Annotated in this window: 15 protein-coding genes; 2 read left to right on the top strand and 13 right to left on the bottom strand. The window is 71.9% G+C overall.

Annotated elements, in window-relative coordinates; translation table 11 throughout:
• Window positions 1–15 precede the first annotated feature (15 nt).
• The 11 genes from yajC to pgsA form a co-directional block, all read right to left on the bottom strand.
• Window positions 16–498 (bottom strand): preprotein translocase subunit YajC, encoded by a 483-nt coding sequence (yajC, locus tag OHA86_RS31430; protein ID WP_329180715.1) that lies wholly within the window; start codon window positions 496–498, stop codon window positions 16–18.
• 160 nt (window positions 499–658) lie between these two features.
• Window positions 659–1,741, bottom strand: a complete 1,083-nt coding sequence (gene ruvB / locus OHA86_RS31425; RefSeq protein ID WP_329180713.1) for a Holliday junction branch migration DNA helicase RuvB — start codon at window positions 1,739–1,741, stop codon at window positions 659–661.
• A gap of 62 nt (window positions 1,742–1,803) precedes the next feature.
• Complete coding sequence (ruvA, locus tag OHA86_RS31420) at window positions 1,804–2,412, bottom strand: Holliday junction branch migration protein RuvA (RefSeq protein WP_329180712.1); 609 nt, start codon at window positions 2,410–2,412, stop codon at window positions 1,804–1,806.
• The gene (gene ruvC / locus OHA86_RS31415; RefSeq protein WP_329180710.1) at window positions 2,409–3,047 is read right to left on the bottom strand and encodes a crossover junction endodeoxyribonuclease RuvC; all 639 of its coding nucleotides are present in this window, start codon (window positions 3,045–3,047) and stop codon (window positions 2,409–2,411) included. The genes ruvA and ruvC overlap by 4 nt, the downstream gene beginning before the upstream one ends.
• A gap of 137 nt (window positions 3,048–3,184) precedes the next feature.
• The gene (locus OHA86_RS31410) at window positions 3,185–3,937 is read right to left on the bottom strand and encodes a YebC/PmpR family DNA-binding transcriptional regulator (protein ID WP_205047428.1); all 753 of its coding nucleotides are present in this window, start codon (window positions 3,935–3,937) and stop codon (window positions 3,185–3,187) included.
• Window positions 3,938–4,003: 66 nt separating this feature from the next.
• Window positions 4,004–4,594, bottom strand: coding sequence for a pyridoxal 5'-phosphate synthase glutaminase subunit PdxT (gene pdxT, locus OHA86_RS31405; RefSeq protein ID WP_329180705.1), 591 nt, complete (start codon window positions 4,592–4,594; stop codon window positions 4,004–4,006).
• Between the two features lie 6 nt (window positions 4,595–4,600).
• Entirely contained in the window at window positions 4,601–5,512 is a 912-nt protein-coding gene (pdxS, locus tag OHA86_RS31400) for a pyridoxal 5'-phosphate synthase lyase subunit PdxS (RefSeq protein ID WP_329180703.1), read from the bottom strand.
• Between the two features lie 175 nt (window positions 5,513–5,687).
• Window positions 5,688–6,248, bottom strand: a complete 561-nt coding sequence (locus tag OHA86_RS31395; RefSeq protein WP_329180702.1) for a hypothetical protein — start codon at window positions 6,246–6,248, stop codon at window positions 5,688–5,690.
• A gap of 2 nt (window positions 6,249–6,250) precedes the next feature.
• A complete protein-coding gene (locus OHA86_RS31390; protein ID WP_329180700.1) occupies window positions 6,251–7,411 on the bottom strand; it encodes a glycosyltransferase family 4 protein in 1,161 nt (386 codons plus the stop codon).
• On the bottom strand, window positions 7,408–8,352 hold the full coding sequence (locus tag OHA86_RS31385) for a phosphatidylinositol mannoside acyltransferase (RefSeq protein ID WP_329180698.1): 945 nt from the start codon (window positions 8,350–8,352) through the stop codon (window positions 7,408–7,410). Before OHA86_RS31385 ends, OHA86_RS31390 begins: the two co-directional genes overlap by 4 nt.
• Window positions 8,349–9,008 carry a phosphatidylinositol phosphate synthase gene (pgsA, locus tag OHA86_RS31380; RefSeq protein ID WP_329180696.1) on the bottom strand — a complete coding sequence of 220 codons (660 nt, stop codon included), beginning with the start codon at window positions 9,006–9,008 and terminating at the stop codon, window positions 8,349–8,351. The genes OHA86_RS31385 and pgsA overlap by 4 nt, the downstream gene beginning before the upstream one ends.
• Before the next feature lie 509 nt (window positions 9,009–9,517).
• Here pgsA and OHA86_RS31375 point away from each other — a divergent pair.
• Complete coding sequence (locus tag OHA86_RS31375) at window positions 9,518–11,167, top strand: hypothetical protein (RefSeq protein ID WP_329180694.1); 1,650 nt, start codon at window positions 9,518–9,520, stop codon at window positions 11,165–11,167.
• Between the two features lie 57 nt (window positions 11,168–11,224).
• Here OHA86_RS31375 and OHA86_RS31370 read toward each other — a convergent pair whose 3' ends face one another.
• A complete protein-coding gene (locus OHA86_RS31370; RefSeq protein WP_329180692.1) occupies window positions 11,225–11,782 on the bottom strand; it encodes an HIT family protein in 558 nt (185 codons plus the stop codon).
• Window positions 11,783–11,848: 66 nt separating this feature from the next.
• Between OHA86_RS31370 and OHA86_RS31365 the strand changes: the two genes are divergently transcribed.
• The gene (locus tag OHA86_RS31365) at window positions 11,849–12,511 is read left to right on the top strand and encodes a potassium channel family protein (RefSeq protein WP_329180690.1); all 663 of its coding nucleotides are present in this window, start codon (window positions 11,849–11,851) and stop codon (window positions 12,509–12,511) included.
• Window positions 12,512–12,539: 28 nt separating this feature from the next.
• Here OHA86_RS31365 and thrS read toward each other — a convergent pair whose 3' ends face one another.
• Window positions 12,540–14,522 (bottom strand): threonine--tRNA ligase, encoded by a 1,983-nt coding sequence (gene thrS / locus OHA86_RS31360; RefSeq protein WP_329180688.1) that lies wholly within the window; start codon window positions 14,520–14,522, stop codon window positions 12,540–12,542.
• Between the last annotated feature and the right edge of the window lie 98 nt (window positions 14,523–14,620).

Genomic DNA, 14,620 nt, shown 5'->3' with positions numbered 1-14,620 from the left:
GCGCGAACCGGACCCTTACTTGGTGGAGTCGGAGCCGCCCAGCCCCGGCTCGTCCTCGGTCTTCTTCAGCTCCACACGGTCCTCACCCGAGTCCTGTGCGTGACCTTCGCCCGTCGCCGCGGTCTCCCCGGTGACCGCGTCGGCGTTCTCGTGCGCCTCGGCCGCGTCGTCCGCGGACCCGGCGTCCGTGCCGTCCTCGTGCTCGGGGTCCTCCGGCTCGATGCCGTGCACGATCCGGTTGAACTCGTCCTCGCTGAGCACGGCGGAGATGGCGCCCTTGGTGAAGTGCGCGTGCACGCCGTCCGTGAGTTCCAGCAGGACCGTCTCCTCGTTGACCTCCTTCACCACGGCGTACATGCCGCCGATGGTGCGGATGCCGGAGCCCGGCTCCATCTTGTTGCGCATCTCCAGGGCCTGGCGCTGCTTGTTCTTGGCCGACCTGGTCATGAGCAGCATGCCGCCGATGAGGATGATGAAGATGAAGATCAGGGGATTCACGGTCTGGACGTTCCTTCGCACGGCCAGCGGGACTGGCCTGGGTTTCGGGATATGAGTGCCGATCCGGAGGAAGGGCGTCGGCGGAGTCTAAGCGCTGCTTCGCCGCTGGAACAACGCCAAGCATGGCACTCAGGTTCCTGAACCGACGAGTACGCCGGTGTCACGAACCGAACAGCCCGGTCTGTCCCGGTCCCGCCCCCGCCCCCGCTCCCCCGGCGTGCTGCGGGGGTACGAGGCCCAGGTGCGTCCATGCCGCGCCGGTGGCCACCCTGCCCCGCGGAGTGCGGGCCAGCAGCCCCTCCCGTACCAGGAAGGGCTCGGCTACCTCTTCCACGGTCTCACGCTCCTCGCCGACCGCGACGGCGAGCGTGGACAGGCCGACGGGGCCGCCGCCGAAAAGCTTCAGCAGGGCGTGCAGCACCGCGCGGTCCAGCCGGTCCAGGCCGCGGGCGTCGACCTCGTAGACCTCAAGGGCCTTGGCCGCGGTCTCCCTGGTGACCAGCCCGTCCGCCCTGACCTGCGCATAGTCCCGGACCCTGCGCAGCAGCCGGTTGGCGATCCGCGGGGTGCCGCGGGAGCGGCCGGCGATCTCGGCGGCGCCCGCTGTGTCGATCTGCACATCCAGCAGGCCGGCCGAGCGATGAATCACTCTTTCCAGTTCGGCCGGGGCGTAGAACTCCATGTGCCCGGTGAAGCCGAAGCGGTCCCGCAGCGGCGGCGGCAGCAGTCCCGCCCTGGTGGTGGCGCCGACCAGGGTGAAGGGCGGCAGCTCCAGCGGGATCGCGGTGGCGCCCGGGCCCTTGCCGACGATCACGTCGACCCGGAAGTCCTCCATGGCCATGTACAGCATTTCCTCGGCCGGGCGGGACATCCGGTGGATCTCGTCGAGGAAGAGCACCTCGCCCTCGGCGAGCGAGGACAGGATCGCGGCCAGGTCGCCCGCGTGCTGGATGGCGGGGCCCGAGGTGATCCTGATGGGGGCGCCCATCTCGGCCGCGATGATCATCGACAGGGTCGTCTTGCCCAGGCCCGGTGCGCCGGAGAGCAGGACGTGGTCGGCGGTGCCGCCGCGCTTGCGGGCGGCCTCCAGGACCAGGCCGAGCTGCTCGCGGACCCTCTCCTGGCCGACGAATTCGCCGAGGTCCTTGGGCCGCAGCGCGGCCTCGACGGCCTGGTCCTCGCTGTCCGCCGCGCCGCCGACCAGGCGGTCGGGTGCGGCTTCTGCGGCGTCGTCCCAGTTCATGGATGGTCTCTCGGGTCAGCGGTGGCGGTCGGTGGCGGCTCGGGCCGTGGCGGCGGCCGGGGTCAGCGGGTGCGGTTGAGCGACTGCAGGGCGCTGCGCAGCAGGGCGCCGACATTCGGCTCGGCCGCCGCCTCGGCCTGCGGGGTGACGGCGGCGACGGCCTCGTCCGCCTCCCGGGTGGCATAGCCCAGGCCCAGCAGCGCCGCGTGCAGCTGTTCGCGCCAGGACGCGGCGGCCGGGGTGCCGGCCGCGCCGCCGCCGGTGCCCAGCGGTGCGCCGAGCCGGTCCTTCAATTCCAGCAGCAGCCGCTGCGCGCCCTTCTTGCCGATACCGGGCACCGCGGTCAGCGCCTTCTCGTCGCCCGCGGCGACCGCGGTCCGCAGCGCGTCGGGCGCGTGCACGGCCAGCATCGTCTGGGCGAGCCGGGGGCCGACCCCGCTCACGGTCTGCAGCAGCTCGAAGACCTGCCGCTCGTCGTCGTCGGAGAAGCCGTAGAGGGTGAGCGAGTCCTCCCTGACCACCAGCGAGGTGGCCAGCCGGGCGGGCCGGCCGATCCGCAGCGCGGCCAGGGTGTTCGGCGCGCACTGCACGGCCATGCCGATGCCGCCGACCTCGATGACGGCGGTGTCGGGGGCGAGTGCGGCGACCTGGCCGCTGACGAAGGCGATCACGTGGCGGACTCCCGGTTGCTTGCGGCGGCGGTGCGGGCGGCCCGGGCGGCGGTGGTCCGGGCCGCGGTGGCGGCGGAAGGCGCGGTACGGGCCGCGGCCACGGCTGCGGCGGCGCGGCCCGCGGCGGACTGCGCGGCGACGGCCTGCCGCAGCCGGTCGGTGGCCGGGCCGCGCCAGATGTGGCAGATGGCCAGCGCCAGGGCGTCGGCGGCGTCCGCGGGCTTGGGCGGCGCGTCCAGCCGCAGCAGCCGGGTGACCATGGCGCCGACCTGCGCCTTGTCGGCCCGGCCGCTGCCGGTGACGGCGGCCTTGACCTCGCTGGGGGTGTGCAGGTGGACCGGCAGTCCGCGGCGGGCGGCGCACAGGATGGCGACGGCGCTGGCCTGTGCGGTGCCCATCACGGTGCGCACATTGTGCTGGCTGAAGACCCGCTCCACGGCGACCACCTCGGGCCGGTGCTCGTCGAGCCAGGCCTCGATGCCCTGCTCGATCAGCACCAGCCGGTCGCCGATCGGCGCGTCGGCCGGGGTCCGCACGACGCCGACGCCGGCCATCGTCAGCGGGCGGCCGGCGGTGCCGTCCACCACGCCGATACCGCACCGGGTCAGACCCGGGTCCACGCCGAGCACCCGCACCGCTCCCCCTCCGCTCGCACCGCTCCCGCACTGCCGTCCGGTCTCACCTGGAGATTAGCCGGTCGCACCGACAACGAGGGCGGGCGCGACGGGGGATGTCCCGCCGGCCCGCCCTCGTACGGCGAGTTGACCGACCGTCAGGCGTCGACCTTCTCCATGACCTCGTCGGAGACGTCGAAGTTGGCGAAGACGTTCTGCACGTCGTCGCTGTCCTCCAGCGCGTCGATCAGCTTGAAGATCTTGCGGGCGCCGTCCTCGTCCAGCTCCACCTGCATGGTGGGCAGGAAGTTGGCGTCCGCCGAGTCGTAGTCGATGCCCGCTTCCTGGAGGGCCTTGCGGACCGGCACCAGGTCGGTGGCCTCGCTGATCACCTCGAAGGACTCGCCGAGGTCGTTGACCTCCTCGGCGCCGGCGTCCAGGACCGCGCCGAGCACGTCGTCCTCGCCCAGCTCGCCCTTGGGGACGATCACCACGCCCTTGCGGTTGAACAGGTACGACACCGAGCCGGGGTCGGCCATCGAGCCGCCGTTGCGGGTCATGGCGACGCGGACGTCGGAGGCGGCGCGGTTGCGGTTGTCGGTCAGACACTCGATGAGGACCGCGACCCCGTTGGGGCCGTAGCCCTCGTACATGATCGTCTGGTAGTCGGCGCCGCCCGCCTCAAGGCCGGCACCGCGCTTGACCGCGCTGTCGATGTTCTTGTTGGGGACCGAGCTCTTCTTCGCCTTCTGGATGGCGTCGAAGAGCGTCGGATTGCCGTCGGGGTCGGCGCCACCGGTCCTGGCCGCGACCTCGATGTTCTTGATCAGCTTCGCGAAGAGCTTGCCGCGCTTGGCATCGATCACGGCCTTCTTGTGCTTCGTCGTAGCCCATTTAGAGTGGCCGGACATCCGACAGTCTCCTTCGCGTCACCCATTGCTGTTCTTCGTCGCGCGGTCGATCCTACCGGGATCCGGTCAGGCAGCGGCGCGCACGGCGGCCACGAAGAGTTCATGCACCCGGTGGTCGCCGGTCAGCTCCGGGTGGAAGGACGTGGCCATGGCGCTGCCCTGCCGGACGGCGACGATGTGGCCGCCGTACTCGGCGAGCACCTGCGCCTGCGCGCCGACCGACTCGACCCAGGGCGCCCTGATGAAGACGCCCTCGACCGGGCCGCCCTCGACGCCCGCCACCTCGACGCCCGCCTCGAAGGACTCGTTCTGCCGCCCGAAGGCGTTGCGGCGGACGATCATGTCGATACCGCCGAAGGTCTCCTGGCCCGACCTGGGGTCGAGGATCTTGTCGGCGAGCATGATCAGCCCGGCGCAGCTGCCGTAGACCGGCAGGCCGGCGCGGATCGCGGCCCGCAGCGGCTCCATCACCCCGAAGAGCACGGCCAGTTTGGAGATGGTGGTGGACTCGCCGCCCGGTATGACCAGGCCGTCGATCCCCGCCAGCTCCTCGGGGCGGCGGACCGGGCCGGCCGCGGCGTCCGCCGCGGCCAGCGCCGTGAGGTGTTCGCGTACGTCGCCCTGGAGGGCGAGCACGCCGATGGTGGGACGGGGCATCGGTGCTTACCAGCCGCGGTTGGCGTAGTGCTCGGACTCGGGGAGGGTGTCGATGTTGATGCCGACCATGGCCTCGCCGAGGTTGCGGGAGGCGTCCGCGATGACCTTGGGGTCGTCGAAGAAGGTGGTGGCGCGGACTATGGCCGCGGCGCGCTTGGCCGGGTCGCCGGACTTGAAGATGCCGGAGCCGACAAAGACGCCCTCGGCACCGAGCTGACGCATCAGGGCCGCGTCCGCGGGAGTGGCGACACCGCCGGCCGAGAACAGCACGACGGGCAGCTTGCCCAGCTCGGCGACCTCCCTGACCAGCTCGTAAGGGGCGCGCAGGTCCTTGGCCGCCGCGTACAGCTCGTTGTTGTCCAGGCCCTTGAGGCGGGCGATCTCGCCCTTGATCTGCCGCAGGTGGCGGACCGCCTCCACCACGTTGCCGGTGCCGGCCTCGCCCTTGGAGCGGATCATGGCCGCGCCTTCGGCGATCCGGCGCAGCGCCTCACCGAGGTTGGTGGCGCCGCAGACGAAGGGGGTGGTGAAGGCCCACTTGTCGGAGTGGTTGACCTCGTCGGCCGGGGTCAGCACCTCGGACTCGTCGATGTAGTCCACGCCCAGCGCCTGGAGCACCTGGGCCTCGACCACGTGGCCGATCCTGGACTTGGCCATCACCGGGATGGACACGGCGGCGATGATGCCGTCGATCATGTCCGGGTCGGACATCCGGGCCACACCGCCGTCCTTGCGGATGTCGGCGGGCACCCGCTCCAGCGCCATGACCGCGACGGCTCCGGCGTCCTCGGCGATCCTGGCCTGCTCGGGTGTGACGACGTCCATGATCACACCGCCCTTGAGCTGCTCGGCCATGCCGCGCTTGACGCGCGCGGTGCCGGTCTCGGGGCTGCTTGCGGTGGACGGTGTGGTGGACACGGTGACCTCACTCGCTGGTGAACGGCGGTTGTCGCCCCGGCTTACCACCAGGGCCAGTGCCATCTTCCGGCCACGGAGGGCGGCGGAAAAGGGCCAATTCGCCGCGGGTGGCTCCCGCCGGCACCCGTACCGTAGCCGCCGGCCGCACCGTCGCGCGTACCGGTCGGCGTACTGCTCACTGGGCGCCCGCGCCCTCCGTGGTCAGCGGCGGAGGCGGCTCGTCGTCCATCTCGAAGGCCGGCGGGAAGGGCGCGTGCCCGGCGAGGCGCAGCCAGCGCACCAGCCGGTGCTCGCGGACGGCGCGGGCGGCGCGGACCGCGTCGTTGTGGAAGCGCCGCGCCATCGGCACCTTGCGCACCGCCTGGGTCAGCTCGCCGATCGCCGCGGTCCCGCCGGGCGCCCCGCGCACCTCGCCGACCGCCTCCAGGTCGGGGAAGACGGCGCGCAGCGCCTGGCTCAGTTCGCTCTCGGCCACTTCCCGCTGGTCGGGCTCGGCCTGCCGGGCGGCGTGCGCGGACTCGTACAGCACGATGGACGCCGCCGGGTCGAGCACCCCCGCGGTCGCCAGCTCCTGCGCGACCGAGGCCCGCCGCAGCAGCTGGGCGTCCAGGGCGGCGCGGGCCGCGTCGATACGGGCGTGCAGCCGGTCCAGGCGCCCCGCAGTCCAGCTCAGGTACAGGCCGACGGCGACGAGCGCCACCGCGATCCAGATGATGGTGGTGGTCACGGGCGGCAAGGCTACCTGCGTGCGGGGCCGAAGAAGCCGCGCAGCCTGGTGCGTTCGTCGGTGGCGACATGGGCGGCGCCGTCGGCGACGGTCTCGTAGACCGACAGGATGTCCGCGCCGACCGACGACCAGTCGAAGCGCCGTACGTGCGCGCGGCCCCGGTCGCTGAGCGCGGTGCGGCGCTCCGGGTCGGCGAGCAGCCGCAGGGCGGCGGTCGCCAGCGCGCCGGCGTCCTCGTTGGCGAACAGCTCGCCCGCCTCGCCCTGCGCGAGCACCTGCGCGAAGGCGTCGAGGTCGCTGGCCAGCACGGGCGCTCCGGCCGACATCGCCTCGACCAGGATGATGCCGAAGGACTCGCCGCCGGTGTTGGGCGCCACGTACAGGTCGACGCTGCGCAGCAGCCGCGCCTTGTCCTCGTCGCTGACCATGCCGAGGAATTCGACCCGGCCGCGCATCGGCTCGGGCAGCGAGGCGACGGCTTCCTCCGCGTCGCCGCGACCGGCGACCAGCAGCCGGGTCCGCGGGCGCTCGGCGAGGATCGCCGGCAGCGCGCGCATCAGCACCGGCAGGCCCTTGCGGGGCTCGTCGATCCGGCCCATGAAGCCGATGGTGTCGCCCTGCCACTCCTTGCGCGGCTCGGCGCGGGCGAAGAAGCCGACGTCGACGCCGTTGGGGATGACGACCGCGTCGCCGCCCAGGTGCTCGACCAGGGTGCGCCTGGCGTACTCGCTGACCGCGATGCGCGCCCTGATCTTCTCCAGCGCGGGCTGCAGGATCGGGTACGCGGCGATCATCGCCCGCGAGCGCGGGTTGGAGGTGTGGAAGGTGGCCACGATCGGCCCCTGCGCGGCCCAGCAGGCGAGCAGCCCGAGCGAGGGGGAGGTCGGCTCGTGGATGTGGACGACGTCGAAGGCGCCGTCGTGCAGCCAGCGCCTGACCCGGGCGGCGGACAGGAAGCCGAAGTTCAGCCGGGCCACCGAGCCGTTGTAGGGCACCGGGACCGCGCGGCCGGCCGAGACGACGTAGGGCGGCAGCGGGGTCTCGTCGTCGGCGGGCGCCAGTACGGAGACGTGGTGGCCGAGCGCGATCAGGTGCTCGGCGAGGTCCCTGATGTGGAACTGGACGCCGCCGGGGACGTCCCAGGAGTACGGGCAGACGATCCCGATCCTCACGCTGTCCCCGTCCCGGTGCGGTCGGCCGCCGCGGGCGGCGGACTGTCGGCCGCCCGGGGCGCCAGGTCGGCCAGCCAGAGCCGTTGCAGCATGTGCCAGTCCTGCGGGTGCTCGGCGATCCCGGAGGCGTACACGTCGGCGAGCGCCTGCGTCATCACGGCGGTGCGCTCGGCGCGGTTCCCGCCGTCGGGCACCGCGACCGGCGGGTGCACCCGGCCCTGCATCACGGGTGAGTCGTCGTACCACAGGGTGACCGGCAGCAGCAGCGCGCCGGTCTGCTGGGCGAGCAGCGCGGGTCCGGCCGGCATCCGGGTCTTCTCGCCGAAGAAGTCGACCTCGACGCCGGACGCGGACAGGTCGCGGTCGGCGACCAGGCAGACCAGGCCGCCGTCGCGCAGCCGGCGGGCCAGGGTGCCGAACGCGCTGCCCCCGGTGTGCGGCAGCACCTCCATGCCGAGGCCTTCGCGGTAGGCGACGAAGCGGTCGTAGAGCGACTCGGGCTTGAGGCGCTCGGCGACGGTGGCGAAGGGCGTCTCCAGCTTGGTGGTGACCCAGACGCCCGCCAGGTCCCAGTTGGCCATGTGCGGCAGCGCGAGAACGACCCCGTTGCCCGCCGCGAGGCCGCCGGTCAGGTAGTGCACGTCGGCGGGTTCGAAGCCGGCCCTGACCCGGTCCTTGCTCCAGGCCGGCAGCCGGAAGGACTCCATCCAGTACCGCAGGTAGGAGCGCATGCCGGCCCTGGACAGCTCGCGCAGCCGCGCCTGGTCGGCGTCCGGCACCACCCGGGCCAGATTGGACTCCAGCCGCTGCACCCCCTTGCCGCGCCGCCGCCAGGCCGCGTCGGCGACGGTACGGCCCAGTGCGCGGGCCGCGGGTTCCGGCAGCGTCTTGACCGCGCCCCAGCCCGCTCCGTACAGGCTGTCGATCAGGCGCTCCTTCACACGCCGCTCCTCTGGTCGGCCAGTGCCGCGTCCGCCTCCGCGGACTCCCGGCGCACGGTCACCACCCGCTGGATCAGGGTGACCAGGCTGCCCGCGGCGACCGCCCACAGCGCGATCGGCAGCAGGTACTGGATGCCGGGCACGCCGAATTTGTGCAGCCCGGAGAAGCCGCACAGCACCAGCGTGACGACCAGCCGTTCGGCGCGCTCGACCAGGCCGTTGACGTTGACGGGCAGGCCGATGGCCTCGCCGCGGGCCTTGGTGTACGACACGACCTGGCCGCTGGCCAGGCAGAAGATGGCCACCGCGCACAGCGCGAGGTTGTCGCCCCTGCCCGCGTACCACATGGCCAGGCCGCCGAAGATGCCCGCGTCGGCGACCCGGTCGAGGGTGGAGTCCAGGAAGGCGCCCCAGCGGCTGGAGACGCCGGCCTGCCGGGCCATGTTGCCGTCGACGAGGTCGGAGAACACGAACAGGGTGATGACGACGGTGCCCCAGAAGAACTCGCCCCTGGGGTAGAAGACCAGCGCACCTGCCATCACTCCCGCGGTGCCGATCAGGGTCACCGTGTCGGGACTGACCCCCTTGCGCAGGAGAAATGAGGCGAACGGCGTGAGAACACGCGTGAAGAACGCACGCGCGTACTTGTTCAGCATGGCCTTCCCGACGGGTCGGAGGATGTGATCGCGGCGGCCCCGAGACCGCCACCGGATGGCCCATCGTAGCCAGCCGCCGCGCGGCCGGAGCGCCAGGCACCGCCGGGGCCGCCGCCGCCGGTCGAACAGCGGGCCGCGCCGACCGGCCCTGTCACCGCGTACGGACGCGACCTGGCGGTCGTGGGAAGGCCGGAAGACCGCGGGCGTCGTCGAGGCCGCCTCGCCTGTGCGCGGTCTCCCGTGGCGCCTTCGCGGGCCCTGGCGGGCCTTCCGCCGGGCCGGCGCGGGGGCCTCCGGCAAGGCCTGTGCGAAGGCTGGGCGGGACCTGTGCGGGTCGCGACCCGCCCACGGGGGTATGCACATTGACGGACGATCGGCGGCTCACGGCACCTGCGGGCCGCTGCGCCGCTAATCTGGTGACTGCTCCGAACGTGTGATGCGTGCTCCGGCGGGGAATGGGCCGGTCGGAGCCGCGTGGTGGCGGGCGTAACGGCGGACTGGGGGCTTCGGTGACGGACGGGTTCGATTTCAGCCCGGGGGCGCAGGTCCCGCTGACGGGCACCGACGGCGAGACCGGCGCCACGCAGGCGCTGGCGTCCGCGGCCTACCGCGACTCGCCGGTCGCCGCGCTGATAGCCATCAACGAGGCGGCCTCGGCCAAGCCGCCGAGGCTCTCGCTCTTCGAGCCCAACCTCGGCGAGGCCTTCGCCCGCGCCGTACAGGTCCGCATGCTCGGCGGTGCCCGCAATCAGCTCGTGCAGTCCTTCGGCGTGGAGCCGCAGACCGTCGTCGAGCACTGCCTGGCAGCCAACCGCATCCGGCAGGAGCGCGACACCAAGCTGACCATGCTCATGGGCGCGTTCGGGGTGCTCTTCCTGCCCGGTGTGCTGCTCTGGCTCGGCGCCTTCCAGCTGCGCAGGTCGCTGGCCAGCCTCAAGGCGAGCGGCAACCGCTACGGCGCCCTGGGCGGCGCCGTCATCGCCGTGATGGTCGTGCTGGCCGCGCTGTTCGCGATCAAGCCGCCCTTCTCCGGCTTCTGGCAGCAGTATTTCCGGGTGATGATGATCGCCCCGGTCATCGGCTGGTTCTGGGCCAAGCGGATCTGCGAGCACACCGCGAAGGACCTGCGCGACCGCTGGGGCGGCCTGGTCGCCGGGTCCGGGGTCGGCGCCAAGATCCCCGAGGCGGTCCCCCGCAACCCCAACCAGGTGCGTGCCGAGACCCTGCGGCAGTCGCTGGTGAAGCTCTCGGCGGAGCAGCGCAGCAATGTCGTCTTCTACGCGGGCCCCAAGGGCATATTGGGCATGGGCAGCCGCTGGGGCGCCTGGCACATGGCCGAGGAGCTGATCCCCGCGGAGGGTGTCACCGACATCAACCCCTTCCGCAGCTGGGACGTGATCCGGGCGATCCACGACCGGCTGCGCATGCTGGAGCGCACCCCGCTGCACACCGGCGGCTTCACCAAGCCGTCGATACGGCACTGGGTGGTGGTCCCGGTGGGTGAGGGCGCCGGCAGCATCTCCCGCCCGACAGGACCCGAGGTCGACGGCTTCACCGTCAAGGACTTCGAGATCCAGCGGATCTGCAACACCCAGCAGTTCGGCAAGGGCAACCGGCACTACCTGGGCATCCAGTTCACCCTGTGGGAGGGCAACCTCGTCATCACGCTGATGGTGACCGTGACGGTGCTCGCCCACACCCTGCGGGTGGACGTCACCGCGCACGCGCTCGGCCCGGTGAACTCGCTGTTCACCTCGGGGCCGCCCGGCAAGTCCAAGACGGTCAGCAAGTCGGTCAAGTTCTGGGAGACCAGGACCGTCCAGCTGCCGCTGATCGACTCGGGCGAGGTGGTCAGGCTCGCCGCCCGGGCGCCGCTGACCTGGTTCCCCTCCGTCCTCGACCACCTCGGCGGCACCCTGTCGCTGCCCGAGCCGTTCGGGCTGCGCCACACCTGGGTGGACAAGCCGTGGCCGCACCGCTTCATGGCCGACGACGCGCTGCGTACGGCGACGCCGGTGCTGCGGGCGGTGCACGCCGCCGCGATCCAGGTCATGGCGGAGAACGGCGTGGACACCTCGCACTTCAGCAGCCGCTCGATGGCGCTCAGCGGCCAGGTCCAGAGCGCGGAGCCCAAGAAGGCCGACGCGTACGACGCCTAGGCGCTGGCGGCTCCGCCGTCGCCGGCCGGGGGTTCCCGGCCGGCCGCGGCGCGGCGGTCAGTGCGGCCAGGCGTCCGCGAGCATCTTGCGGGTGTCGGCGAGCAGTTGCGGCAGCACTTTGGTGGCGCCGACGACCGGCATGAAGTTCACGTCGCCGCCCCAGCGCGGCACCACGTGCTGGTGCAGGTGGGCGGCGATCCCGGCGCCGGCCACCCCGCCCTGGTTCATCCCGATGTTGAAGCCCTGCGCCCCCGAGGCGGCCCGCAGCGCGGTCATCGCCCGCTTGGTCAGCTCGGCCAGCTCCACGGTCTCCGCCGGGTCCAGCTCGGTGTAGTCCGCGACATGGCGGTACGGGACCACCATCAGATGCCCGCTGTTGTACGGGTAGAGGTTCAGCACCGCGTAGACGTGCGCGCCGCGGCTGATGACGAGCCCGTCCTCGTCCGACTCGGCCGGGATCTCGCAGAAGGGGCACCCGTCACCGGCGCCGGGACCTGTGGGCTTGTTCTCGCCCTGTATGTACGCCATGCGGTGCGGGGTCCACAGCCGCTGGAAGGCGTCCGGTACCCCCGCTCCCTGCCCGTGTTCCGGCTCACTCGTCATGCGGATCAGCATAGGACTTCGACCGCCCGAAGCGTGTCGCCGGGCCTGCCGCCGGGGGCGTACCGAGATCCTGGCCGGATGGACGACGACGGAGGCCGGCTGACCCGGTGGGAGAACCGCAGCGAGATCCCGCTGTTCCTGATGTCGCTGCTCTACCTCGGCGCCTACGCGGCGCATGTGCTGACCCCCGGGCTGCCCTCGGCCTGGCACGCGGTGCTGCTGGGCCTGATGGGCTTCGCCTGGGCCGTCTTCCTGGTGGACTACCTGCACCGGCTGCGGCTGGCCGGCCGCCGTTTCGGCCCCCGCTATGTGCGCGACCACCTGCTCGACACCGTCGTCCTGCTGCTGCCGCTGCTGCGCCCGCTGCGGGTGGTGCACCTCTACGAGGTCCTCCAGCGCCGCCGCGAGGAACCGCGGCTGAGCCTGTACGGCCGGGTGATCGCGTACGCGGGCATGACGGCGGTGCTGATCGGCTTCTCCGGGGCGCTCGCGGTCTACCAGCAGGAGCGGTACGCCCCCGGGGCGACCATCCGCACCTTCGGCGACGCCACCTGGTGGACCTGCGAGACGCTCACCACGGTCGGCTACGGCGATGTCACCCCGGTCACCCCGCTCGGCCGGGTCATCGCGGCCTTCCTGATGGTGATGGGCCTGGCCCTGCTGGGCGCGGTGACCGGCTCCTTCTCCTCCTGGCTCTACCAGGTGTTCGCCCGCGAGGGCGAGCTGCCCCCGGGCCGCTGAGGCACGGGGGCGGCTGTCGGGCCGGCGGTCAGACCTGGACCCGGCGCTCCACGACGTCGACCAGCTTGGCCAGCGCCTGGTCGCGCGGGACGCCGTTCTCCTGCGAGCCGTCGCGGTAGCGGAAGGAGACCGTGCCGTTGGTCATGTCCTCGTCGCCGACGATGATCATGAACGGCACCTTCAGCTTCTGGTGCGTGCGGATCTTCTTCTGCATCCGGTCCGAGGACGCGTCCACCTCGACCCGCAGCCCGCGGCGCTTGGCCTCACCGGCGAATTCCCGCAGATACGGCACATGCGCGTCGCCGATCGGGATGCCGACCGCCTGCACCGGGGCGAGCCAGGCGGGGAAGGCGCCCGCGTAGTGCTCCAGCAGCACCGCGAAGAACCGCTCGATCGAGCCGAACAGCGCCCGGTGGATCATGACGGGGCGCTGCCGGGAGCCGTCCGGAGCGGTGTACTGCAGGTCGAAGCGCTCGGGCAGGTTGAAGTCGAGCTGCACGGTCGACATCTGCCAGCTGCGGCCGATCGCGTCCCGGGTCTGGACGGAGATCTTCGGCCCGTAGAAGGCGGCGCCGCCCGGGTCGGGGACCAGCGGCAGGCCCTGCTTCTCGGCCACCCGGCGCAGGGTCTCGGTGGCCTCCTCCCACGCCTCGTCCGAGCCGACGTACTTCTCCGGGTCCTTGGTGGACAGCTCCAGGTAGAAGTCGGTGAGCCCGTAGTCCCGCAGCAGGTTGAGCACGAAGGTCAGCGTCGAGTCCAGCTCGTCGGCCATCTGCTCCTTGGTGCAGTAGATGTGCGCGTCGTCCTGGGTGAAGCCGCGCGCGCGGGTCAGGCCGTGCACGACGCCGGACTTCTCGTAGCGGTAGACGGTGCCGAACTCGAAGAGCCGCAGCGGCAGTTCGCGGTAGGAACGGCCGCGCGCGTCGAAGATCAGGTTGTGCATCGGGCAGTTCATGGGCTTGAGGTAGTAGTCCGTGCCCTCGTCCAGCTGCATGGGCGGGTACATGCCGTCGGCGTACCAGTCCAGGTGCCCGGAGATCTCGAACAGCGTGCCCTTGGTGGCGTGCGGGGTGTAGACGAACTCGTACCCCTCCTCCTCGTGCCGGCGGCGCGAGTAGTCCTCCATGACCCGGCGGATGATGCCGCCCCTGGGGTGGAAGACGGCCAGGCCCGAGCCGATCTGCTCGGGGATGGAGAAGAGGTCCAGCTCGGAGCCGAGCTTGCGGTGGTCGCGCTTGGCGGCCTCCTCCAGGAAGTCCAGATGCGCCTTGAGCTCTTCCTTGGTGGGCCACGCGGTGCCGTAGATCCGCTGGAGCATCGGGTTCTTCTCGCTGCCCCGCCAGTAGGCGGCGGCATTGCGCATCAGCTTGAACGCCGGGATGTTGCGGGTGGTCGGCAGGTGCGGGCCGCGGCAGAGGTCCTTCCAGCACAGCTCGCCGGACTTCGCGTCCAGGTTGTCGTAGATGGTCAGCTCGCCTGCGCCCACCTCGACGTCGGCGCCGTCCTCGCTGGTGGCCGAGGAGCCCTTGAGGCCGATCAGCTCCAGTTTGTACGGCTCGGCGGCCAGTTCCTCGCGGGCCTGCTCGTCGGTGACGACCCGGCGCGAGAAGCGCTGGCCGCGCTTCTGGATCTCCTGCATCTTCCGCTCGATGGCCTTGAGGTCATCGGGGTGGAAGGGCTTGTCGACGTCGAAGTCGTAGTAGAAGCCGTCCTTGACCGGCGGGCCGATGCCCAGCTTGGCCTCGGGGAACAGCTCCTGCACGGCCTGCGCCATGACGTGCGCGGTGGAGTGCCGCAGGATGTTCAGCCCGTCCTCGCTGGTGATGTCGACCGGCTCGATCTCGTCGCCGTCGGCCACCGCGGCGGCCAGGTCCCTGAGGTCGCCGCCGATCCGGGCGGCGACCACCGAGCGCTCCCCCTGGAACAGCTCGGCCGCGGTCGTGCCCGTCGTGACCGTCCGCTCTTCCGGTTCGGCGGAATCGCGTTTGATGATCACACGGAGGTCTGACACCGGTCTGCTCCTGACTGAGGTCGTACGGGGCTGTGCGGCGAGCGGTCGCCGCACGGTGAATCGTACCGAGCCGGGAGGTCCGCCCGCGAAGGCCGTGG

The sequence above is a fragment of the Streptomyces sp. NBC_01477 genome (assembly GCF_036227245.1).
GTDB lineage: Bacteria > Actinomycetota > Actinomycetes > Streptomycetales > Streptomycetaceae > Actinacidiphila.
This window is presented reverse-complemented; position numbering and strand designations above follow the sequence as displayed.

What these genes read in the sequence shown, in the direction of transcription:
- pgsA (WP_329180696.1), bottom strand. Translation starts at nt 9,008, where the DNA reads ATGCTGAACAAGTACGCGCGTGCGTTCTTCACGCGTGTTCTCACGCCG.
- ruvB (WP_329180713.1), bottom strand. Translation starts at nt 1,741, where the DNA reads ATGAACTGGGACGACGCCGCAGAAGCCGCACCCGACCGCCTGGTCGGC.
- OHA86_RS31365 (WP_329180690.1), top strand. Translation starts at nt 11,849, where the DNA reads ATGGACGACGACGGAGGCCGGCTGACCCGGTGGGAGAACCGCAGCGAG.
- OHA86_RS31370 (WP_329180692.1), bottom strand. Translation starts at nt 11,782, where the DNA reads ATGCTGATCCGCATGACGAGTGAGCCGGAACACGGGCAGGGAGCGGGG.
- OHA86_RS31410 (WP_205047428.1), bottom strand. Translation starts at nt 3,937, where the DNA reads ATGTCCGGCCACTCTAAATGGGCTACGACGAAGCACAAGAAGGCCGTG.
- pdxT (WP_329180705.1), bottom strand. Translation starts at nt 4,594, where the DNA reads ATGCCCCGTCCCACCATCGGCGTGCTCGCCCTCCAGGGCGACGTACGC.